Source organism: Comamonas sp. BIGb0124 (assembly GCF_003752175.1).
In the GTDB taxonomy this organism is placed as follows: domain Bacteria; phylum Pseudomonadota; class Gammaproteobacteria; order Burkholderiales; family Burkholderiaceae_C; genus Comamonas_F.
In genome coordinates this window covers 1,012,859-1,035,425 of sequence record NZ_RJVF01000008.1, presented here as the reverse complement: position 1 = coordinate 1,035,425, position 22,567 = coordinate 1,012,859, and the positions used below count along the sequence as shown (strand labels likewise).

The 22,567-nt window shown below is 60.8% G+C and carries 18 protein-coding genes; all 18 read right to left on the bottom strand.

Annotation, left to right across the window (positions count from 1 at the left end):
* Nucleotides 1-2: 2 nt before the first annotated feature.
* Entirely contained in the window at nucleotides 3-4,841 is a 4,839-nt protein-coding gene (locus EC845_RS05880; RefSeq protein ID WP_158615636.1) for a host specificity factor TipJ family phage tail protein, read from the bottom strand.
* Between the two features lie 26 nt (nucleotides 4,842-4,867).
* On the bottom strand, nucleotides 4,868-5,275 hold the full coding sequence (locus tag EC845_RS05875; protein WP_123296230.1) for a C40 family peptidase: 408 nt from the start codon (nucleotides 5,273-5,275) through the stop codon (nucleotides 4,868-4,870).
* Nucleotides 5,272-5,742 carry a DUF1833 family protein gene (locus tag EC845_RS05870; RefSeq protein ID WP_158615635.1) on the bottom strand — a complete coding sequence of 157 codons (471 nt, stop codon included), beginning with the start codon at nucleotides 5,740-5,742 and terminating at the stop codon, nucleotides 5,272-5,274. The genes EC845_RS05875 and EC845_RS05870 overlap by 4 nt, the downstream gene beginning before the upstream one ends.
* On the bottom strand, nucleotides 5,739-6,095 hold the full coding sequence (locus EC845_RS22310) for a hypothetical protein (protein WP_158615634.1): 357 nt from the start codon (nucleotides 6,093-6,095) through the stop codon (nucleotides 5,739-5,741). Before EC845_RS22310 ends, EC845_RS05870 begins: the two co-directional genes overlap by 4 nt.
* Complete coding sequence (locus EC845_RS05865) at nucleotides 6,095-8,665, bottom strand: phage tail length tape measure family protein (RefSeq protein WP_148077254.1); 2,571 nt, start codon at nucleotides 8,663-8,665, stop codon at nucleotides 6,095-6,097. The genes EC845_RS22310 and EC845_RS05865 overlap by 1 nt, the downstream gene beginning before the upstream one ends.
* Nucleotides 8,666-9,041: 376 nt before the next feature.
* A complete protein-coding gene (locus EC845_RS05860) occupies nucleotides 9,042-9,425 on the bottom strand; it encodes a hypothetical protein (protein WP_123296227.1) in 384 nt (127 codons plus the stop codon).
* Nucleotides 9,426-9,427: 2 nt separating this feature from the next.
* The gene (locus EC845_RS05855) at nucleotides 9,428-10,078 is read right to left on the bottom strand and encodes a phage tail tube protein (RefSeq protein WP_158615633.1); all 651 of its coding nucleotides are present in this window, start codon (nucleotides 10,076-10,078) and stop codon (nucleotides 9,428-9,430) included.
* 12 nt (nucleotides 10,079-10,090) lie between these two features.
* Entirely contained in the window at nucleotides 10,091-10,543 is a 453-nt protein-coding gene (locus EC845_RS05850; protein WP_123296225.1) for a hypothetical protein, read from the bottom strand.
* 324 nt (nucleotides 10,544-10,867) lie between these two features.
* A complete protein-coding gene (locus tag EC845_RS05840; protein ID WP_123296223.1) occupies nucleotides 10,868-11,242 on the bottom strand; it encodes a DUF2190 family protein in 375 nt (124 codons plus the stop codon).
* 40 nt (nucleotides 11,243-11,282) lie between these two features.
* Nucleotides 11,283-13,382, bottom strand: a complete 2,100-nt coding sequence (locus EC845_RS05835; RefSeq protein WP_123296222.1) for a ClpP-like prohead protease/major capsid protein fusion protein — start codon at nucleotides 13,380-13,382, stop codon at nucleotides 11,283-11,285.
* A gap of 171 nt (nucleotides 13,383-13,553) precedes the next feature.
* Complete coding sequence (locus tag EC845_RS22085) at nucleotides 13,554-14,099, bottom strand: hypothetical protein (protein WP_148077253.1); 546 nt, start codon at nucleotides 14,097-14,099, stop codon at nucleotides 13,554-13,556.
* 50 nt (nucleotides 14,100-14,149) lie between these two features.
* A complete protein-coding gene (locus tag EC845_RS05830; protein ID WP_123296221.1) occupies nucleotides 14,150-15,667 on the bottom strand; it encodes a phage portal protein in 1,518 nt (505 codons plus the stop codon).
* A 9-nt stretch (nucleotides 15,668-15,676) separates the two neighbouring features.
* A complete protein-coding gene (locus EC845_RS05825) occupies nucleotides 15,677-15,886 on the bottom strand; it encodes a phage head-tail joining protein (RefSeq protein WP_123296220.1) in 210 nt (69 codons plus the stop codon).
* Nucleotides 15,887-15,913: 27 nt separating this feature from the next.
* Nucleotides 15,914-16,312, bottom strand: a complete 399-nt coding sequence (locus EC845_RS05820) for a Mor transcription activator family protein (RefSeq protein WP_233597938.1) — start codon at nucleotides 16,310-16,312, stop codon at nucleotides 15,914-15,916.
* Complete coding sequence (locus EC845_RS05815; RefSeq protein WP_123296218.1) at nucleotides 16,309-18,486, bottom strand: terminase gpA endonuclease subunit; 2,178 nt, start codon at nucleotides 18,484-18,486, stop codon at nucleotides 16,309-16,311. Before EC845_RS05815 ends, EC845_RS05820 begins: the two co-directional genes overlap by 4 nt.
* Nucleotides 18,483-18,977, bottom strand: coding sequence for a terminase small subunit (locus EC845_RS05810; protein ID WP_123296217.1), 495 nt, complete (start codon nucleotides 18,975-18,977; stop codon nucleotides 18,483-18,485). The genes EC845_RS05815 and EC845_RS05810 overlap by 4 nt, the downstream gene beginning before the upstream one ends.
* 697 nt (nucleotides 18,978-19,674) lie before the next feature.
* The gene (locus EC845_RS05805; RefSeq protein ID WP_148077252.1) at nucleotides 19,675-21,465 is read right to left on the bottom strand and encodes a primase-helicase family protein; all 1,791 of its coding nucleotides are present in this window, start codon (nucleotides 21,463-21,465) and stop codon (nucleotides 19,675-19,677) included.
* On the bottom strand, nucleotides 21,455-22,552 hold the full coding sequence (locus EC845_RS05800) for a toprim domain-containing protein (RefSeq protein WP_233597937.1): 1,098 nt from the start codon (nucleotides 22,550-22,552) through the stop codon (nucleotides 21,455-21,457). Before EC845_RS05800 ends, EC845_RS05805 begins: the two co-directional genes overlap by 11 nt.
* Nucleotides 22,553-22,567: the final 15 nt, after the last annotated feature.

Below are 22,567 nucleotides of genomic sequence, written 5' to 3'. Positions count from 1 at the left end.
ATTCATTTTTTGAGGGTGATTGCTGTGATTTGGGAGCGCAGGACGCGCACATAGCCTTCGCTGAAATCGCCACCGATGGCGGCGCGCAGCGCGTAAGTCCGGCCGGTGTTGGCGGTGTCGAGGTGCTGGCCATTGACGGAGTTGTGCTCAATGGGATAAATCCATCCCGGCACGGGGTTCTCGCCCGTCGTGTCAACGAAGTAGTAGCCATCGGCATTCAGGAATTCGCGCTCATCGACCACGTTTCCGTCGACCAGGAACTGAATGCGGATCCGGCAGCGGTGGGTCGTGCCACCCCCCATGCCACGGGCATACGCCGACCAGAAAATCGTTTTGGAATGCGCACTGGGCTCGACGTAGATCTGCACCGCGTTTTGGTACATCACGTCATTGCCCGACGTCCACTGCTCGGTGCCCACGTCGCCGGCCAAGCCAGCCGTTGTCACCGACACCGCGTTGCCGGCGATGTTCACTTCCTGGACCGCGTTGACGGCATCGGCGGTCAGCGTGCCCTTGAACGTGCCGCCGGCGGCCTGCAGGTCGCCCGAGAAGGTGCCTGAAGCTGCCTGCAGGGCGCCGCCGAAGGTCGCCGAGCCGTCGGCGCGGGCTTCCAGGCCCGGCACCTTGAGCACCGGCGCGGATCCAGATGCCTGCAGGTCCAGCACCCGCTGGCTGTCGGCGCTGCGCATCTCGACCTGGCCGCCACTGCCCAGTCGCACGCCCTGGGCACCGGCGACGAAGTTGCTGCTGCGGATCTCGGTGCTGCCGATGGTCCAGCCGCCGACCGTGCCGGCCGTGGCGTAGACCGTGCCGCGCACCACCACACCCGAAAACTCGGCGGTGCCATTGGGATGAATGAGCCAGCCCGACTCGCCAGCGGCGTAGTTGGCCGACCGCAGCCGGCCGCCGATGATGCCTTCGCCGGCAGTCAGCAGCGCGGCATCCAGGCTCAGCACCTTGGCGCTGTCGATCTGTGCATTGCCGATTTGCGCGCTGGTGATTGAGCCGTTCATGATGACCGCGCTGCGCATGTAGACGCCTGGGGGCACCTCGACGCCATTGATCTCCTCCGGCACGGTCACCACGATGAAAGGAGTTACAGGCTCGATGCCGTCGCCGATGGGCGATCCAATGTAGAAACGATTGGCCAGGATCCCGAAGTCCAGCCGACTGCCTTCCTCACCGGAGGAACCGATCAGCGAGAACCCGCCGGCGAGCTGGTGGCCATTGGCGTCAAGCTCCATCTCGACCGCCCAGGTCGCCTGCAGGGTGCCATCAATGCCAGCGACCACCTGCCGCACTTCGCGGATGGCGGCGCGGCTGGTCCACTGGTTGATGACGTCGGCCAGGATGCCTTCATCGTCTTCGCGCCGGCGGGCGCCACGGACCTCCACCTCGAGCGTGTCGGTGCGGCCCTGCTGCTGGGCGATCTCGCCCTGGAATTCGGGTGTCAGCTCTTGCTGGCCAATGGCGCCTTCCAGCGCCTCGATGAGCTTGGTCGGATCCTGAGCCGTGGTCACACGCACCGGCCCGGCCGCATTGGCTGATAGCACGCCGTCGACCGTCCGGTGCTTGGCCCAGATGTCCCAGGTGGTGGCCGGGTCGCTGCCCATGGCCGCTGGCGGGCCGTAAGGCTCGACGCGGACGCGGGCATCGGCAAAAGAAGGCGCGGGCGCGCCGTCGATCACCTCGGCGGCGTAGATGACCGTGCGGTCATGGCCGTGGCCCTGGGTGTAGGTGGGGGCCGTGAAGTCGACCAGTACGCCCGTGATGCCGGCCGTGGCCGTCAATCCAGCAACATCTGGTGGCGGCGTCGGATCCTTGGTCTGCACCTGTTCGAAGTTATCGCCCAGGGCCGCCTGGAACACCAGCATCGACGTCGACAACTGCCGTGACTTGTTCCGAGCACGCAGCGCGAAAGTCCACAGGCCGGCCTGAGGCAGGGCGCTGTCGAACTGGGCGGTGAAGAAGCCGTTATCGCCGCCCAGGGGAGTCATGGCATCCCATGCGGGCGTGACGTGTGTGCCGGCGAGATAGCGGATCTCGGCACCCTCGAGATCGATCGGCGGGTCATCGCTGGTGTAGGCGAACACATAACGGCGCATGCCGCCCGCGATCTCCTGTACGCTGAATTCGTTGTAGTTCCACGGCGGCGCGTCTACCGTGGTGGTCACGTAATAGAGGCTGGCAACAGGCCCAGGCCGTGTGGGCGAGAACGGCCGCACCTGCACCAGCCAATTGCCAGGGAGATCCGCACGCCAACTGGCCTGTCGGGTGTAGGTCGTGGCGACCCAAACCGGCTCCAAGCCCTCGAGGGCGGCCCAGATCTCGGCATGGTCCAGGTTACCCTGGATGTCGAAGGACACCGTCAGCTCGGTGAAGGTCGTGCCGCTCTGGACGATCTGCTGTTCCGTCACTTTGAGGTTGCTGGCCACCGGCAGCACATCGCCGGGCAGCAGCGACTCATTGGCCGGCGGTTCGTACTCACCATTGATGACGTAGTTCCAGAACTCGGGGCCTTCAGGCACCACAGCGACGCTCGCCCCTTCGAGGTTGTCTGTGGGGGAGATTTCGACCACTCGGACGCGATACCCGGGCGTAGCGGTGAAGCCATAGATCCAGATCGTGTCGTGTGCAGGGTTGTCAGGATCGGCACGGCCATCCTGGAAGGGCCAGCCTGGCATAGGCACGTCGCTGGGCCAGGGGGCTGTGAGCCTGATGCGGGTGGTCTCAGCCTCCGGCGGCTCAACGACAAACACCCGGTACTGTTTTTCCCCCGGAATGCGCAGTCCGATGAAGGGCGTGGATCCAGCCGGCACTGGTTCGTCGAGCTCGAGCACCACGTTCCCGCCCTCCAGCTCGGCTTCGCTGTACAGCCGCCCGCTGTAGCCCCACTGGGTCATGTCGTGACTTAGCTGGAGCATGTCCATTCGGCGATAGTCCAGATGCTCGAGATCCGTGTCGAACCCGATGTCCTTGTACTGGTAGATGGACTGCGCCAGGTGATACCGCGCCATGCGGGCCGCGTGACTCGCTTCGGTTACACCGTTGCCCGTGACACGGCTCGGATTGATGGAGGTCGATACACCCGGTGCGGTCACACGGACGGTGCGATTCGCCCACACGGTGCGATCGAAGTAGGTGTATTCGATGCCATCGGCCGAGCTGGCCAGCGAGTAATTCACCGAGAAAGTCCCGGACTTGATCACGGCCATATTGACCACGCCCTCAGGCACCTGGTCGGGCGCGGCCCAGGACACCCCCAGACGGCCACCAGCCCAGGTGATCTGCCCCATGCCGGCCAGCGCGATATCGTCGAGCAACTCACCGATGCCGATCTCACTGTCGATCAGCCGGTCGTAGCTGTAGGCATTGGCGGAGCAATGCAGCATGAAAGCCTTAATCCGCTCGATGTCGATCATGTCGTCATCCAGGCCCAGGCCTGCCACGAGGCGTCCGTCGATGTAGATGCCGCGGGCGAGCATCAGAATCTCGGCGCCTGGATTGCTCAGGCCGTTGTCGCGACTGGTGGCCGATTGCCAGGCGGAGCCGTCCCACACCGGCATCGGGTTGGCTACACCTCGGATCTTCACCTCCTCAAGCGCACCGTTGAGCTGGCCGCTCGATCGGATGCGCAGGGCCAGCCGCGGCATGCCGGTGTAATCGGCATCGTCGGCCTGGAGGGTCTTGAGCTGGGTCCAGTTGAGCGTGCAGGCGTCTTTGCCGTCGCCATCGTTGAACTGGGGCAGGCCAGCCCGCACCATCACCTCGTAGTTGCCGCGCGGCATGCTGACATTGAGCGTGCGCCGCAGTGGCTTGGTGGACCCATGAGAGATTCGCTCCTCAGCCCCAGGGATCCAGGCCTCGGCCCCGATGGCCCGGTAGTCGACATAGACAGTCACGGAGTTGATGCTGGTCTTGCCGCTGCCGGTCAAGTCGTAAAGCGAGCCCTCGATGTCGACCTGCAGAGCCACAGCATCGGGTGACGCCGTGCGAACCAGACCGGCCCCGCCATTCACCAGCTCGCCGCCCTGTGTAGTGTCCGGGTTGCTGTACAGCGGAATCGCCTGCTCGGCCATGCCGGGGAACGCAGAGTCGAAGACCTCGACTTCCTCGTAGTTCGCGAGCGATGTGTCGCCGTTGAGGATGTCACCCTCATAGCGATTGACGTTCAAACCGGCATGAAAAATTGCGCCCAGGTACTGATCATCACCCTCGAACCAGGTGTAGGGCAGCGAGGCATAGTCGGGCGCGTACTGCACCTCGCCCAACAGCAGAGCCAGGGGCTCGTACTGACGGGCCCGATTGCTGGTGCTGGTGAGCGAGTAGGTTTGCTCGGCTGAGATCGCGCCGGCCGTCGGTTTCTTTGGGCCCAAAACCTTGTTGATCAGTAGGCTGCCGCCGATGTAGAGCGCAACATTGATGCCGGCTGTCACGGCCGCCAAGCCTGCGGCACCCAGCGTGGCTGCGGCACCGATGCCGCCATAAGCGCCCATGAGTGCAGCACCAGCGCCGCCCGTGACGATGGTGAAGTAAGCCAGGGCGGCCATGGCCACGATCTGCATAGCTCCCTGGTGCACGAGCCCCCGTACGGTGATCACGGTGCCGTGGCGCGGCCAGGTCCGTGACCACATGGGCTGCGGCACGCGGCAGCCATCGATCTCGACCAGCCAGCCACCCCGATCGAGGCCGTCGACGTGCCGGCGCAGAAAGACAGCCAGGCTTTCCCCAGGCTGCAAGTCGCATTCGACGTTGATGCGGCCCTCACCGCCCAACAGGTTGGGCGAGATGATCAGTCGGCCAGCTTGGTCGAAAAGATCGGCAGGCTTGCCGTCGACCATGGCTACCGCATCCTGCTCGCGTGGGGTCATTTCCATCGGTAGTACCCCTCGACCGTCAATCCAAACCGCGGAAGGTCGCTCAGGCGATGCAGCCTGCTCGATCCGACACCCTGGCTGCTGTGCAGCACGCGGTGCTCGTGCCCCACGAAAAAATACATGCCGATGTGGCTGGGTCGCGAGAAGCCCAGATCCGTCATGAGGACCAGGTCACCATCGGCGGGTGAATCGACACGCCGCGCAAGATCCGTCAGCGCCCTACCGAGGGCTGCGGCGCGGCTGGCCGTGCCACGAGGACGGGGACGCGCCTGGGGCAGCGAGATCTCACGGCCGTAGAGATGGACCGCCGCCTGCATCACCAAGTCGGCACAGTCGTGGGTGCGATCGCAGTGCGGCAGGCCGATCAACGGCCCGAGTTGCTCGAGGGAAATCGTCATTGAAAGATCCCCGGCGAGGTACGCTCATCGTGGCGCAGCAGCACCGCAGATCTGCGCATGAGGAAGTCGACCCCGACGTTCGCTGTGACCAGCTCTGGAGTCACCTGGACGGTCGACAACGGCATTCTGGTGACCCACCGGTAGTAGTCCGGAGCGGATCGATCGGCCACCATCACCGTGGCCATGACGGTGCTGCCAGGGGCAAGCCCTTCGAGTTCGCCCGTGATGTCGCGGCCAACGTTGTCGATCGCCAGTTGCACGCGCGGGTTCTCGCCTTTGCGGTCGTCGGGCAGTTTGAATCCAAACGGATAGCCGACATAGGTGAGTCCGTTGCTCAAATGGTTTTGACTGTCATTGACCAGCAGAAACGGAGCGGAGAAGCTGGCATGCTCGATCTTCAGGAACACCAACACACCCGAAAGGTCGGTCACGCGTTGGCGATTGCGTCGAAACAGTTGTTCGCTCATCGCAGGCACTCCACGGTCACATCCCGCCGGCTGAGGCCAAAACCGCTGACCATCGGCGTGAGGGTTCCGATATCGCCTTTGACAAAGCGCACCGATCGAAACGCGCCGGTGCGCGGATCCTCCATATCGAACCAGCCGATGCGTTTGATGGTGTCGAAGTACCATGAGTTGAAACCGGCGACCGCCTCCTCGGATTCGAAGATGATCGAGAACTGCAGCCGCTCGAGCACGCGCGAATTGATCAGGCGTTCCTTGGGCACCCCACGCTCCATGGCCGTGCGCAACACAGACGGATCGAACGACTCGCCGAAGCCGTCGAGCAGGATGTCCAGGTCCAGAGGAAGGGTGGCCATCAGCGATCCCCCTCGCTCATGCGGTTCTTCGTGGCCGTGTAAATGGGGCTGGTGCCCATGGCGATGTTGGCTGCGGCCTGTTTTTCGAATTGAGAGAAGATCAGGCCGATGTTCAGGGAGCCGTCGGAGCCCATCGACGCCGATACCTGCGGCTGGCCTACTGCACCAGTCAGCGTCACGTTGACGTTTGGTACGCCCGAGCCACGCGACACAGCCTGGCCGGCCGCAGCCTGGGCCGGAGAGACCCAGCCGTCGCCAGCACCCATCATCAAGAACGTGCGGCCGCCGGCGGTGAGCAGCTCGGGGGCGCCGGTTTCATTGACTTCGTAGAGCTTGCCGGCACCGACACCGCCACCACCGGCACGATTGCCCGCCAGCATGCCGATCACGCTCTCATAATCCGGTGTGCTGGCTGTGGATGCGCCGCCGCCAAAGTAGCTGGAGAGCGCAGTGAGGCCAGAGCCCACAAAACCGCCCATCTTGTTGGTGGTGCCGTAGTCGCCGAAAAGCGCGCTTGAGAGCTGTGCTGCACCGGCCTGGGCGAGCATGCCGATGATCATGTCTTCCCAGGCGTCGCCAATATCCTTGTAGTTGCTGGTCAGAGTGGCCTTTAAGGTCGACCCCAGTTCGTCTTGGATGTTTCGCGCCGCCTGGACCGTGAATTCGTTGACCTTGTCCAGCTCGACCTTGGCAGCCTCGGCTGCGGATGTGTCTCCCAGGATGACCTTGCGTTCACCCAGCAGGCGGATTTGTTCACGAAGTGCCTCGATCTCACGCTCGTCCGCGCCTGACTTCTGCAACTGGGCAACCGTTTGTTCCTTCACGGCAATCGCGTCATCGATGCGGCGCTTCTGCAGGGCCAGCAGCGCCTCGGCACTCAGACCGATCTGTTCGAGATTCTCCAGGGCTTGCTTGTTTTCAGCCTCGTACGCTGCGACAGCATCCTGTGCTCGCTGAACTCGAGCATTGGCCGTATCGTTAAGCAGCTTCTGCATCGCGTCTTCACGATCAGCCGCTGTCTTGTAGTCTTTCGCAAGCTTCTGCAGTTCGCGCTGGGCGCCCTTGATGCCATCGGTCTTGTAGACCTGATTGACCCGGTCGACCACCTCTTTAGGAACCACACCGTCGAAGGACTCTTTGGCACCCGCCAGGGCTTCGGAAAGAGCTTTGCTGGCCGCTACGCCGGCCTTGCCAAATTGGGCGCGGATCTGCGATTCGAGATCTGCCGGGATGGTGCCGCCGAAGGCCTTGCGCGCTTTGTCCAGTTCGCTCTGGAGCTTCTGCGCATCGGATGCGTACTTTTCACGGAGCTTTTTTTGTTCCTCGGAGTCACCCACTTTGCTGGCATCGAGGGTGACTGCCGGCGCACGCGTTCGGTAGTTCTTCAGCAGCATCGAGTTCTGCTGATCCAGGGCCACGTTTTCTTGAGCTTTGACCCGTTGTTTTTCAAAGTCCACCATCTCGGAGTAGTAGCCCACTGCTCGCTGAAGATCTTTGACGGTGTTTTGAACGTGCTGAAGTGCGATCTTGTTGACGCGTTCGCCTTGAGATTCAAGCTTGACCAGATCGGACTGAGCAGTCAGCAGTTTTTCATTCGCGGCCTTGAGCTTTTCTTCATCAGTGCCAAACCCGCCTGCAAAACCAATGTTGACAACAGCGTCACCTACGCCATTGGAATATTTGGACAGCAGCATGAGGGAGCGCACATCACTGGCACCGACTTCTGCCAGGCGTGTGATGATCCCGTCCAGCCAGCCTGTCATGCGCTCAAAGGCCTCTTTGGATTCCTGACCACCAAGCGAATCAGTGAGAGTGTTCACGGCCGCAGCGGCGCCATTCAAACTGCCGTCGCCACCGGTCATCAGCCCGCTGAGTTTGTTGCCTAATGCTGTAAGAGAGCCGCCGAAGTCATCGCGTGCAGCTTGAGCCGCACCGGCATAGGTACCCTCCAGCGTGCGCAGGATGATGTCTTGCGCTTCAGCAATGCGCCCAGTGTCTTCGAGCGACTTGATCAGGGTTTTCTGCTCCTCCGAAAATCGGAACCCCTGTTTCGACAAGGCCGTCAAACCCTGACTGGGTACGTCCAGGGCACGCCCGATGGTCTCGGCCGCAGAGGCAATGTCCATGCTTCGACGAGCAGCCATGTCGGCCGCAGCTTGGATGGCTCTCGGAAATTGAGTGCCAGCGACGCCTGTGAACTCGAGCATGGCAGTCTGAGCTTTGTTGATCTCGCCGCCTGAGAAAATACTTCGATCCTCCAATACGTCGGCCATGTCGTTCAGCTGATTGATGGAATAGCCGGCGCTTTCACCTGTCGCCCTCAACACTGATGAGAGCTGGCCTTGCTCTCGCTGCGCATCACGTGTCTCCTGCACAAACTTGGCCATCACTCCGCCGACGCTGATTCCTCCGATGGCAAGCGCCATAACCTGACTGACTTTGCCCCAAGCGCCACCCAGAACACCGATGTCGTCGCGCATCGCCGCCATATCTTTGCTGACGGCGACAAACAAGGCTCGTGTGTTGTTTTTCCCGTTGACAGAAATATCGATGGATTGACCGTTTGACACCTATGACCTCATTTCCTGATGCGGGCATTCATTTGTTTCACATGGGCAAGAATGTGTTCGCGGGGGACGCCCTTTCGTGCCGTCTTCAACTTTTCTTGCCTGCCTGGGAAACTCACGTGGATCGGACTAGACCAAGGCTGTACATAGAATTGAGACCATTGCCACGGCCGCTTATCGCGACGAGTAGAGGCGCCTTGGTAAGTCGCTGCCAACAGTTCCGAATGGCGGCGTATATCGTTAGCCGGATGCATCTGCTCATGAGAAAAAACCAGCTTCCATTCGGCAAATTCACGATAGGAAAGTCTTTCACCCAACTCTGCAACGGTGCAGCCCAGCCGGGCCGCCAGCGCAAATGCGAACTGGCGGTCAGGCTGGGCTATGAGTTTTTTTCCAGCTCGGCTTCGCCCTGAGCCGTCACGCCATCCAGTCGCTGGATCCGGTTGAAAAGCCGGATCGAAACTAAAGGATGTTTGGTCCCGAAGGCATTCCACTCGGACTGATTCATCAAAGGCTGATCTCCCTCACCCAAGACGCACTTCGACAGAACCCGAAGAACACCAGCAGCACCTGCGCGTGCGTGGGCATCCTCAACTGTCTCCCCATCGCCCGGCTTCTGATCCAGTCTTGACAAGGCATCATTGGCAAGGCGGTCAGTAAGGGATAGACCGATCAGAATGACCGAGCCACCTAGCTCAGGCACGGGTTCGACCTCACGCGGAATGTCGGGGATCTGAATGTCGGAGCGCTTTACCAGAGCCATGCTCAAACCCCCGTACCTGCGTAGGCAGTGAGTTCGCCCCGAACATTGATGCGGACTGGCGTTGTCACAGCGGCGCCGGCAGAGCCGCTGGGAGCATTCGAGAGCGACGGATAGCCAGCGAAAAGCACTTCGGTTTCATCCAAGAAGCCGAAGCGAACCGCCCGGATCTGGCGAGATCTCGAGGCTTTCTTGAGTTCGACGATGGCAGGGTCAGACGGGTCCCATAGCGAGCCGAACTCGTACACAAGAGGCGCCTCGTTGCCCGGCCGGCTGAAGTCCTTCTTGCCGTGAATCGTGCGAATGTTGACGTCTTCAGCCGTGCCGCCACTGGGCGTGACATCGGTGAAGGTTTCTGCGCTCAGACCGAAGGTGATCTTGCGAACCGTGCCGGAGATGAAGGCTTTGGAATCGACCGTATCCACACCCGAAAGCGTCACGTTTTCACCAGCCACCGTCTTCACCCGGGCCACCTTGTAGTCCAGCTCGCGCATGCCACGAACGCGCAGCAGGACAGGGTCGCCCACTGCCAAGCCGTGGCCAGCATCCAGCCCCAGGACGGCATCGACGGCCTTGCTGATGGAACTGATGGGGACTGCATCGCCCAGTTCGGACTGCACATCGACGTCGACATCGGACCAAATTTGAACGTCCATGACGCTCTCCATTCAAAAAGGAATATCCGGCGCACCGCGCCGGGTGAAATAGGTGACTCTCCAGATCTGCTGGTAGGCCGCCATGGGCCTCTCTGCATTGCTGGTCAGAACGATTTCGCTGCTGTTGAGCCGGCAACGGCTTTTCTTGCCGGCAGGCATGAAAGTGGGCTCAGCCAGCAAACGTTCGACTGCAGCCCCGAGTGAACGGGCTGCCGCGGCATATCCATCTAGCTGTGCAACCAGGCACGCCACACGCACTGCGAACACACGTTCCTCAAGGCTGGACACACCGACACCGGAAACGGTTTCGCCCTCAGGTCCAGCCTCGACCTCAATGGCGGGCAGTTGGTCGACAAGTGACAAGGGATTGGGATGGTCGAGATGCACATCGACCACCCCAAGATCTGCCGTCTTGAGCACCAACTGGACTGCCTCGAGGATCTGCTGCTGGACGTTGTCGGCCATGTCAGGCTCCGCTGTGAAGGCGAACCACAACTCGGCCGCCACCGCCCGGAACCACCTCGGCAACCTTGTACCGTCTGCCCAGGAAGGTGAAATGGTCTCGTTCGCTTAGGGCCGGCACATCGGCCCTGAGGAGATCCAGGTGCGGTATAGGGGTCGAAACACTGCCGTCCTCGAGGTACTGCGGTTCCTCGGTGAAGAAGCCGGGCACATCGCGCAGTTGAGCCGAATTGCCCTGCTGGTAAACGGCAATGACGTTCGATACGTGCCGAGAGATCGCGCGATCAACGCGATTCTCGAGTTGTGCAAAGCGGCCTGGTCGCATCGTCAAGCGCCCTGGACGGCGCCTGGCACACCGGTGAACTTGATGCGCACCAAGGTCGCACCCGCTGCTGCGGCGTCGAATGCCACCGCGCTGCCACCGGATACGTCGCCGGCAGCAGCAGCGGCGGACGCCGGAGCAAAGGCCTTGGCCGAGACGTCGTAAAGCACCGCAGCGCCTTGTGCGATCGCTTGGCCGGAGACCTTGGGCACTTCGAATACGCCATCGATCTGGACCGAGCCCATTTCGGTGGGCTTGATGTCGACGAGAGCCACGCCGAGCAAGTTGCCGGCGGCGACCACCGAACCCGACGTGATGAGTGCACCGGAGGTGTTGACATAGTCCAGCACGTTGCCGGGCTGGATGAAGTTGCGTGCCATTAGTTTTCTCCTGATTCGTTGAGGGCAGGGCGATCAGCGCTTACTGACCGGCGTTCGTCGCCGTGCCGCGGTAGTCCACTGCATCGACGCCGTAATCGAGACGCACCTTCCAGCGGGCACCGTCTGTGTTGAATGCGGTTTCGAGTTCGATGAACGGGGTGTCGATGCCATCCAGGAACGACACCTCCAGCACGGGGGCGGTCTGAGGGTCGGCGAACACGTACTGACGGGTGCCGGCAAGGCGGGGCGTGCCCACGATGTCGCGAAACAGACCCAATGAGATATTGGGCGTTTGCGAATTCTTGTTCGTGCTGGGTTCGTATTGCGCTTGGTTGATCAACTTGGCTTGGGCTTCCAAGCCGATCGGGCCCAGCCAGATGGCCGGTGCAATGTCCAGAAAGTCGTTCCCCGAAATGTCCTTGTGCTTGGACATCAGCACGCGGTAGGCATGTGCCGATTCGGTCGTGATTGCTGCAGCCTGAGCCACGTTCTTGTGATCGTCGTGAAACAGGGTTTTGCCGTCAGCCAGCACGGGGCCCAGTCCATTGTTGAGAGCCAGCGTCGCATACACGTCGGATTCGACCGTGCGCGCTGCCGAACGCCCCATGGCAGCGGATTGATCGGTGATCGCACCCAAGTCATCGTTGATGATGATTTCGCGGCTCAGGCCGATGATGTAGCCCTTGGTGCCGGCCGAGACGCTGGCGGTTTCGCCGTCCGGCAGCGGAATGCTCTTGTACTCGCCCAGCTCGTTCTTTTCCTGCAGGTTGCCCAGCGAGCCGATGCGGATCCGCTTGTGCTCGCGGAAGTCGCTCACCTGCCCGACCTTGCAGAAACGCCGCCAGGTCAGGGCTTGGGTGGCGTAGGCGGACTGCAGGGTGCGGTGCACCACATCGGCCAGCAGCACAGGGAAATCGCTCGTGGAGTGCGTAAAGGCCGCAGAGACCAGATCACGTTTGTCCATACTGCGCTCGCTCAGGCCTGACGAACGCAGGCTGGCCCGTGCCAGCTCCAGGAGCGTCATGCCGCGCCAGGGATTGGCGCCATGATTGGCTCGATCTTCTTTGCTGCCGTACCCAGCGCGAACGAGCAGGGAGGCGACAACGCCTGTGCGGCGCTTGTCGGCTTCATCTTCGACGGTCGTCACGCGACGTGCGCCTGCGATGGGAGCAGCCTGGGAACCCAGATGGGCCAGCAGGCGGGCGCCCGCTGCCTCGACGGTCACGGTGTGATCATCCTCGCACGCCTGGCGAAGCGCATCCACACCCTCGTGACTTGCGAAGAACGAGAACGAAGAGCGGATGTCGGTGCGACGTTGGCGGTCGGCGGCAAAAATAGCCGTCTGGGCGGCAGCGTCGGGGGCTGTGCCGCCACCAGCTGCAGGAGCCGGCTGGCCAGGTGCTGCAGTCGCGCCGGGTTGAGCGCCGGCCGCGGGGGGATTCGTTTTAGTCGTCATCTGACTTCCTTGAGGTTGCGCCGCGGGTGCGGCAGGGGGATTGCTCTGAGCCAGCGCGGCCGGCAGCGAGCGAAAACGGGATAGGTCGAGGCCGCGAACAGACGCCTCGATCGGTGCGACTTCGTCACCGATTTCATCGATGAGGCGCAGCTCGAGTGCTTCGGTTGCAGTGAAGAAGTGATCCTTGCCGTCTGTCAGCAAGGCAAGCGCAGCAGGCTGATCGCCTGTGCGTTTGGCGTAGCTGGTCGACATGGCAGTCGCCCAGGTGTCCAGTTGGTCGGCCATCTCGCGCAGTTCTGCGCTGTTGCCTGCGGCCACAGTCCAGGGTGCATGGATCATCATCAGCGCGTTGCTGGCCATGCGAACCTTGTCGCCGCCCATCGCGATCAGGCTGGCGATCGAGTAAGCGATGCCATCCACGTGCACCGTGATGTTGGCTTTGTGCCGGCGCATCGCGTTGTAGATGGCCAAGCCGTCCGGCACCGAACCGCCCAGACTGTTGATCCGAACATCGATCTCGGTGACATCCAATTCGTTGAGCTCGGCAACGAATCCACGGGCCGATACCGTCTCATCCCACCAGCTCTCTCCGATATCGCCATAAATATGGATGGTGGCGGCCGCGATCACACCGGCAGCGGCTGCGGCCATAGGTGCTTTTCTGTTGATTCGGAACCAGCTCATGGCCTGCCTCGGAGTTGTTGAGTGCAGGCAGTCTCCAAAAAAAAGCGTCCGGTTTCATGGGAAGAAACCGGACGATTTTTTCGTGGAGACGGTGAGCGGGCAGTCAGCCCATTTGTTTTCTACTGTGGGCAGGCACTGGTGCTACATCCGATTTCCAACTGAGCGAGGTGACTAGGGACGCGTCAAGATCAACCGTGGTTGGTCGTTGCTTTGAACGTCGACCAAGGCCAGCAGTTCGCCACCCTGCACAGTCGTTACGTGCCATTCCACTTTGGTCGCGAGGTAGTACAAGCCAGGTTTTAAGTTCTTGAATTCAAAATTTCCTTGAGCATCGCAAAGCGTGGACTTCTTCAATCTAGCGAACTCAGGGGGGTCTGGATAAACCGTGTAGTCATTCGAGTTCCCGAAGCTCTGCACGTAGCGAGGGGTGGAGATCGATGGACCACCGATGTACGTTTTCTCGATTCGCTCTTTCGCATAGGGTGTTGCCGGAAACAGATGCACCGGCGATCCAGCGCAAGTCACAACGCCGCCGCCATTTTGACGAAGGAATGCTGTTCCCGAAACCGTCGCAGTCCCCGTCTCGAGCTGCGAGCGAGTAGCTTCAGCATCAAAGGGTGCGCTGATTTGGTAGACCTCTGGGGTATACGCGGATCTAGGCGGTTGAGCACACGAAGCCAATAGCGCTGACAGGCCGACGATGATCAATCTATTCATGGTCCCTCCATGTGATGAAAACGCCATTCTGTTCGATCTTGCACTCGCCATTACTCTTCGGCAACAGCGGGAGGATCCGTTGGTGATAATCCGGCGGTTTTGGTCGCCGCGTTGCTGTTGAACATTAAGGCCCGCTTCGCGGTTTCGTTTCGGAATTCCGATACCTGATCCAACACATCCCGTGGATTCCCCCCGCGCCTGCGGATGACCTCTACCTCACTCGCAAAGCCTGCCTGCACCAGGGACAACCAAGCCTGCGCCTCTTTCAGCGGGTCAATCCAGGGCATGGACTGCCCGATGAACAGACACTCGTCCTCAGTTCCTGGCTTCACATCTTTCGGAATAGGCAGCAAGCCCGACAGGTGGGAGACCTGGACGATCGTGGAGTGCACCGGCTGGCTGTGCATCCCGATGAAGTCATCCGTCAAGACTGCGTAGTGCACCCACTGCTCGACCAGTTCTTGCCGAAGCGCACTGTATGTGCCGTTGTAATCTCTGCTGATGCTTGAATAGCTGGCACCAAGGCCCGCGGCATAGGCCCGCAATTGACCTGCCCGCCAGCTCACCAGGTTGGGATTGGGCCTGTTGCTGTCGATCAGGCCAATATCCTCACCTGGTGCCAGCCCTTCAAGAATCATCCCTGGTTCCATGAACAGTTCGCGGGCCAGTGCCTCGCCTGTTTTCGGATCCTCCATGGGGCCTGTGTAGCCGGCTTCGCTTGGAGCCGCACGCCTTACATACGCGGTCAATGAGGCCGCGACTTTGGCTGCGATGCGCTCCGACTCCTCGTAGTCTTTCAGGTCCTCGATGCGGGTCAAAACGCTTGCAAACTCGGAGACACCGCGATCCTGGTGCAGTCGATCGAGGGTGCTGACGTGGATGACGTTGCCAGCAGGAACGAACTTCAGATCGCCGGGAGATAGCCAGGTCATGCCTTCACGTGGATCTCCCTTGTAGACCACGTAGTTGATGGGACGGCCCCAGGCGTTGACCTGGATGCCTTGGCGAATGCTCCGGCTGGTGTCGGTGTAGTCCAGTGGGACGAAGTCCGCTTCCAAAACCTCGAGTGAGAATGGAAGCGCTGAGCCGTGAAGCAAGCCGGGCGCCTGACCGATGACCTTCTGTTCGAAGCACTCGCCATCGCGGATCCACGAATAGCAAATCATGCGTTCCATCTGGGCCGCATGCATTTTGTGGGTCACCTCGGGGCGTCTACGCCACTGGCGTGTGATCTCCCGTAAACCGGCCGCGTATTCCTCATGAATGCTGCCGTCCATGCGTTTCGGTTGGGGCTCGATCCCGATGCCATTCGGCCCCACGATGTTGTTCACCATGGTGCGCAATGCACCGCGGGTGAGATCGTGATTGCGCTCTAGGTAACGGGCATGGTCGCGCAGTTGTTTGCCGCTCATGCTCGTCAACTGATTCGGACTGGGGTTGCCAACACGATTTTTGCGCATGCGACCTGGCTGGGTCGCTTCGTAGTAGGCGAGAGCCTTGCGAGCCTGGGCCCGGCGCAGGCCGATGATCGGATCTGCCCAAGCAACAGCGCGGTCAAAGAGGTTCATGCGAGCCCCTTAGCGATCAAAACGTGCCAAGCTGACGGACACGCCGCCGAAGGTGCGGCCGCGCTGGGGATTCAGAACCTGAAGCAAGTGAGTGCGAGCATCCTTGAGTTCGCTGATCGAGCGGTAGGTCACCGTGCCGTTGCGCGTGGTGACGGTGAGCTCTCCGCTGGCGATGGCTTTGTCGAGGTTGTCGATGTCGTCTTGAGTGATGGCTGGCATGGTGTGCTCCGAGGAAATTCCCCGAAGCTATTGCTTTTCTTGTCCGGTTTCATGGGAAGAAACCGGACACAAATGCGAGAGGGCCACCACCACCTGGTTGGGCTTGCCCTTGATGATTTCGTAGAAGCGAGATCGCCGCACGTTGTATTTGCGCATGAGCTCGCGACGATTCTTGCCGTTCCATTCCTGCCGGATTGCCTCATCTCGCGAGCTCTTGTCGGGAGCAGGGATGTAGAGCCCTCGTGTACCTAGACGCTGCCCGCCAAGGCGTTCCCGCAGTCCCTTGACCAAAACCGTAGCCTGCAGGGCAGCGTCACGCTCATGCATGCCACCTTCCTGCAGCAGGATCTCGACGATCTCTTGCTCGAGCTGGACGGCCATGTCGTCGGCCTGGCCGGGGGTTAGATTTTTGTTCACGTGTTTCATCTGCGGAAAGACCATTCGCGGCTGGCAAACGACCGGCCAGATCGGGCCGGAGCAGGGGCAGGGGCAGGGGGGCGGCGCAAGTTGGGTGCAGGCGGTGCTGCAGGTGCTGCTGGTGTCAGCGGAAGCGTTTCGAAGGGAGAGGGGGTAGTAGGTGTGGTGCGTTCAACTGGTGACGTTTCCAGTTCATGCGATGCCGGGTCGGGCAACGCGATCAGATCGCCGTCGACCTCCATGAGCGGCGATTGACGCATCCTGAAATCCGCCAGATCCCACTGGGCCGGTTTGCGCAAATGGAGGCGCAGTTGCCGGTAGCACCACACAGCGTAGACCGTGCAGTCCAGAGCTTCATGGTTTCGATCACGTCGTTCCTTCCAGACGCGGAGGCGTGTGTTGGTACGACTGGGAATCTTGATCTCCCCCAGCAGTTGTTCGAAAAAGTCGTCTCGCACACCTTCGTACCAATGCATGTGGCCTGGGCCATCGCCCGATAGCCGGACGCGACCTGCATCCTCGGACCATCCCAGGATCAAATCTTTGGCTTTTGCCGTGCCCACCATGTGCACCACGATGCCCATCCGACTGGCTTTAGTTGATCGCCCATTCGGGTCGATGGCTTTGGGTGGCTGCCAGATCTCGACTTTGCCGACATCGTCCGATGCACCCTTCACGGCGTACACCGGTCGCTCGACCTTGTGATGCTTCCGTACAAACGAGTAGACCGCCTCACTGGTCTGTCCGTCACCGGAGTCGATTGCGATGGCTCTCATGCGCAGACCGACACCCAGGGAATTGCGGACGCGTCGATCGAGCAGCGCCTCGAGCTCAAGCCAAGCACCCTGGTGGGCCACTACGGTTTTGCCGTAGTACTCCCCCCAATGTGCAAGCCACATCTCCTCACCGCGGCCGAACACCCAGACCGTGACCGCTACGCGATCGTGCTGGACGTCGACCATCATCACGGGCTCCAATGCACGAGCTGGGCAGGACCACTCGGCGTAAGGCTCGGCTCGGTTGCGCAGCTCATCCTCCTCTGGCAGCTCGCCCTTGTACTCCCAAGGCAGCCCCTCGGTGGAGTTGCGGAAGGCGATCATGTCTGACGGATCGCCCTTATCCATCTTGTCCTTTGCAACCAGGTACTTTTCTGCAAGGACTGGCACGCGAGATCCGTCGAATGTGCTCAGCAGCTCGTTGAGGTAGAAACCAGGGTTCTCACTTTTCGCCGTGGCCAGCCAGCCAAAGCCGGCGGCCTTCGCGCGACGAATGTTGGCAATGCGCTGGTCGTCGCTCCAGGTCTCGCCGCAGTGGGGGCAGGTGTAGTACGCGCGTTCCCACCAGTGGTGGTTGTAGACCTCGCGAGGCGGTTGCTCGGTGTCCTGTGGGATGGTCACATGCTGCCAACCGACGATGTGCGCTTCGCCGCAGCCATGGCAAGGCGCGTAGAAGTACTGCTTGTCGGTGGTCTGCATCTCGGCTTCGATGGCACTGGCCCCCTTGGCCGTGGGTGTACCACCGAGCAGAAATAGACTGTCGCCGTAGGTCTTGAGACGTTCCTGCAGCAGACGCAAGCTGTTGCCCTGGCCCCGCACGTCGTTCGACACGTCGTCGGGCTCCTCGGCAATACCGATGCGGGCGCTTGTCGACTTCACGTCGGCCGGGCTGTTGGACCCCACCAGCTTGAGCAGGCCGCCCGGAAATTTCTTGCGCAGCGTCGAGTTGCCGAGGGCGCGGCTGCGCAGCTCGATGCGGCTGGCCAATACTGCCGTTGCACGGATAGTCGGTTCAAGCTTTTCGGTTGAGAAATCCTTGGCTGACTGGGTGCGAGGAAAGAGCGCCACGATAACGCTGGGCCGGTAATGCACGTTGTAGCCGATGACATTGCAAACGATGCCGGCGGTGTAACCGACCTGTGCAGACTTCTGAACTACGACCTTGCGCACGCCCGGTCTGCTGCAGGCGATGGCAATGTCTTCAAGGGCCGGTGAGACCGCCCATTTGAACTTGCCAGGAATGGCACTTTCCTCCTCGCTCAGCCATCGATTCTTGGCGGCCCACTGGGCGCAATTGAGGCGCGGCGGCGGCTTGAGCTTGGACCAGGTGCGACGGAACATGCCGCGCAATGCCATGCGAGCCCAATGAGCGTGCGAGCTGGCAGCGGGTACATGCGGCACGCTCATTCGAGTTCCTCCTCACCCTCATCGTCTGCATCGCTCGACTCGTCGTCGATCGAGACCGACTGGGCCAAGCGGGCCAGGAAGCCGTCAAACGTGGCGGTGAGCAGCTCGGCAATCTGTGCACGGTCCCGTCCCACACACAGGTTCGCGACGCGGCCGGGTTCGCCAACCAAAAACTCGCGGGCTTGCAGAACAGCCCCCTCCCACACCGGTGCGATTTCGTCGGCCGGGATGTATTGGCGCCGTTCCTTGGCCATCTCGAACTCGATCTGATCGCCCTTGAGCCGGTCAAGCCGATCCTTGGGCGACTCGCCTTGGATTTTGGACACCTCACGTGAGACCAGCCACCGAATGCAGTCGTCGGATTCGTATTCGCTCGGGATCCCCGGGCCACCCTGGACTGCCACGGGCATGCCCTGGCTTTGCCACTCCGTGATCGTCTTGGGTGCTACTCCAAATATAGCGCTGATGTCAGTCTGACCAACGATCCTCATGCTTACTTACCTCATACAACTTGTGAGAACTAGAGATTCGGCGGGGTTCGAATTACCCGCAATCGACATTGGTCCGGGAGGACCCGCCGAACTTGGCTGGAGTGCACCGCCTCGGTGCATCGAGGGCGACGGAGGCAGAGGGGCAGCGGCCAGCCGCGAGAGACCGACACGGCATCGGGGCGCGCGCGGTCCAGGGCGGGCCGCAGGCAGGTCAAGGCAGGGTTGGCAAGGGGTAGGGCGCAGTGACGAACAGAAATGCGCTGCAGGGCCTGGAATCGCATTGATCGCTGCCAAGACAAACAGCTTTAACCCTATTCCAACTTCTTTTTGAAAAAAGAAACGTGTGAGGGAACGGGAACCCGCATGGAATAAGGCGCAGGCAGGTGAAATGCGCTCGCAGGCCGCATGGTTACGTGTGATACGCAGTGCGTTACGCCGCAAACCCGCATGGTTACGCGTGTTACGCGTGTTACGCGGTTTTGCCTCGTGTGCATACACGCAGGTACGTACGCGTCTGCACACATGTGCACGCACACACATGTGTGACAAATGTCGCGTAACACGCGTAACACACGTAACGACGGGGCCTAGCGGCGTAACGCAACTCGTAACGCGCGTAACGACAGGGCGTAAACGAGGAAATGACGCTGGAACCCGCATAAAACCTGGGTTTTCTTCTGTCAAGGGATGGCGAGGCTCAGTCATTACCGTCCTCTTGTCCACCGCTCATGCCAGGTGCTCGGTCCGAATAATAGAACTTATTGAGCGATGTGGTGAATGCATCGATGCCAGCGGCGGCCCAATCACCTTCAGATTGACCATCTTCAGGAATGCCGCATCCATCTGGAATCCAGCAACGCATGGCCTTTCGACCATTGGAAGTTTCGGGGCTTCGGACGTTGATGACCTTGTATGACAGCTTCGGCTGGCACCGTTTGCCGTTCGCATCAAGGTCCACCCTTTCAACAACATAGCGCCGCGCCTCCCGTGTGAACGCTTCACGATTCGGGCGGTAGCGTTCTCCAGCCATGTCAGCCCAACGCATGAATGCTTTGTAGAGTTGCTCAGCAGAGCACACCCGCAGGGGGAGAGGCAGAAATCCCTCAAACCATTCGTGCAGAAATCGCTCATGCGCCTGCATGCTCAGGACGATCAAGTCTTTCTTGGCCTCGGTCATCAAGGGCTTGACGTGGGGGTGAAAGTCGCCGATGTCGTACCGCAGCAGGTAGTCATAGAACTTGGCCTCTCCTCCATCGGCCAGGAAATCGGCTACACGCCGATACAGCGACTCGACGGCCGGGACGGGCGTATAAACCACCAGCATTCGTCGATCACCGGGCTCCAGAACCAATGGCTTCGACTCGTTCGATAGGAAGACTAGGTTCGAATAGTTGGTCTCCCACCGTGTGTCAGCGTGCATGGCGCGGATCGGGACTGGGTCGGTCTGGGTGATCAGCCACTTGAGCTTATTTTTGTTGTGATACAGCTCTTGCCTGGTGGTCACCTCATCGGCGACGAGCATCATTTTTGCGCTGAGCCAAGCGTTGTATTTGTCCTCGAGCTCGGTCTGACCAATCATCGCGCCGTATTTGCCGTAGATGCGCTTGATGCAATCGAAGAAAAGATTTTTACCAGTGCCCTGGGCCCCGTGAAAGACGAGGGCGGTCTGCTGTTTTGTGCCGGGCCTCTGAAGCGGCAGAGCCAGCCAGCACAGCACCCAGTGCATGACATCATCGATTTTTGTGGCGCCGCTATCGCAGTCACTGCAAAGGTGGCGCAGCAGATCCAGCATCACCTGGATCTCTTCGTCCAGGCAGGGCTCGGGCTCGTGCGCCATGCCATCGAAAAGGTTGATGCAGGTGTCCGCATCACAGGTTGCTGTCGGATCGAAGACGATGTTTGTGAGTAAAACCGTCCTGCGCTGTTCGGACGCCTTCCACATCTTCACCATGTCGCCGCCGTGCGCGTGGGCCATAGCCGAGATCTTCATGGTGAGGCGGTGCTCATCGTCCCAGACCGTATCTGTGCCGTAGATCAACGAGAAATTCTTGACCAGGTAGTTGTACTTGCCCCAGTCCGGTTGCTTAGGAGGCGGCTTTCCGCCCCCGCCATCGCCCTTTTTCTTTGCGTCGGCCTTACCCCCCCTCCTACCTGAGGGCGCTGGCGCCTTTTCGGGGGAGAGGGGAGCGGCTGCAGAAGATGAAGATAAATCAGCAGCGTGACGCTGCCTGAGCGCTGCGCCAAAGTCAGCCACGTTCGAAGACAGAGCTTCATCCAGCGGCGCGTCCGCGCCGAGGGTGACGTGCGATGGCGCATTCGCGCCATCGGTGGTGGCTTGGGATCCGTTGGCTCCAGCGCCGTCTACAGCGTCGCAGCATGCGTCGGGTCCATCATGCGGCGCCTCCGCGCCGTGAGTCGAGGTGGACGCTGGCTGCACGCCAGCGTCAGTGGTCGACCAACGGTCGTCTGTGACCGGCTTATCGACCATATCGCCGCTCCAGATGCTTCACCACCCCGCCGATCTGGGCCCTGGCAATGTCGAGACCTTCGCGTCGGCGTAGGTCATCGAAATCCGTATCCTTTGGGTGGCGGATCACGTTCTCGAAAACCGGCCAGATCCAGGAGGTATTGGGCACGGCACGGCTCACAGCCTTGGCTTTTGTCTTGCCCGGGTTGTTGAGCTTGCCAGTCAGCTGATCACGGGTTGTCCAATCGTCATCCGCGCAAACCAGGATGTGCGCATCTGGATACTTGTCGGCCAACAATTGGGCTACCGGCATGAGGTTGCCGGCATCGAAGGCCACGAAAACCGGAAAGCGGCAGTCGATGGCCAGGCGCACACTCAATCCAGTGGCGTAGCCTTCGCACATCATGATCAGCCACGGATCCTCTCCAATCTCACCCAGCCGAAGAGCACAGCCTGGCTTGTGGAAGCCCTTGGTGAAAATCTTGCGTCCGTTGGGCAACACGTGTTGAACGGCCTGCAGGGCTTGCTCTCGAGCCAGGTCGTAACGAATCATCGGTAGCAGCAGCGTGCCAACAGGCAACTGGACACGACGCTCTTTGGGACGAGCTGGTGTTCCTGATGCCGAGTACTCGAATACGTCCGCGTCTTCGTCGACGATCATCCACACGTCCTCGAGCACGTAACGGCACGACTCGCCCACCAAGCCTTTCGCCTCGAGGTAAGGAGACTGCCCCTCAGGCCGGCCACGCCGCCAGACCTCGACCGCAGACAGGGCGGCTTGGTGCGCGATCATCTTGCGCTGCTGCTCGGCCGCGGCCTCGACATCTGCCTGTTGTTGAGCGGCCTGTTCACGTTGTTCGTCGCTCAAACCTTCCCAGTTCACGTCGACCTTCTGCCAGTCCCCAGTCTTGTAGCTGCCGAAGCTGCCGACCACAAAGGTCCTGTTGCTGTTCTTCGGCTTGAACTCGTAGACGCGGTACCACCATTTGCCACCAAGGCCGCACGTCTTTCGCTTCGCCTGATCCGTTTTAAGTGGAAGATCCGTTTTGCGAAATTTGATGCCGAACGCTTCCATCTGGTCGACGACGGTGTGATAGTTTTCCTGCACGTTTGAGATGTCCTT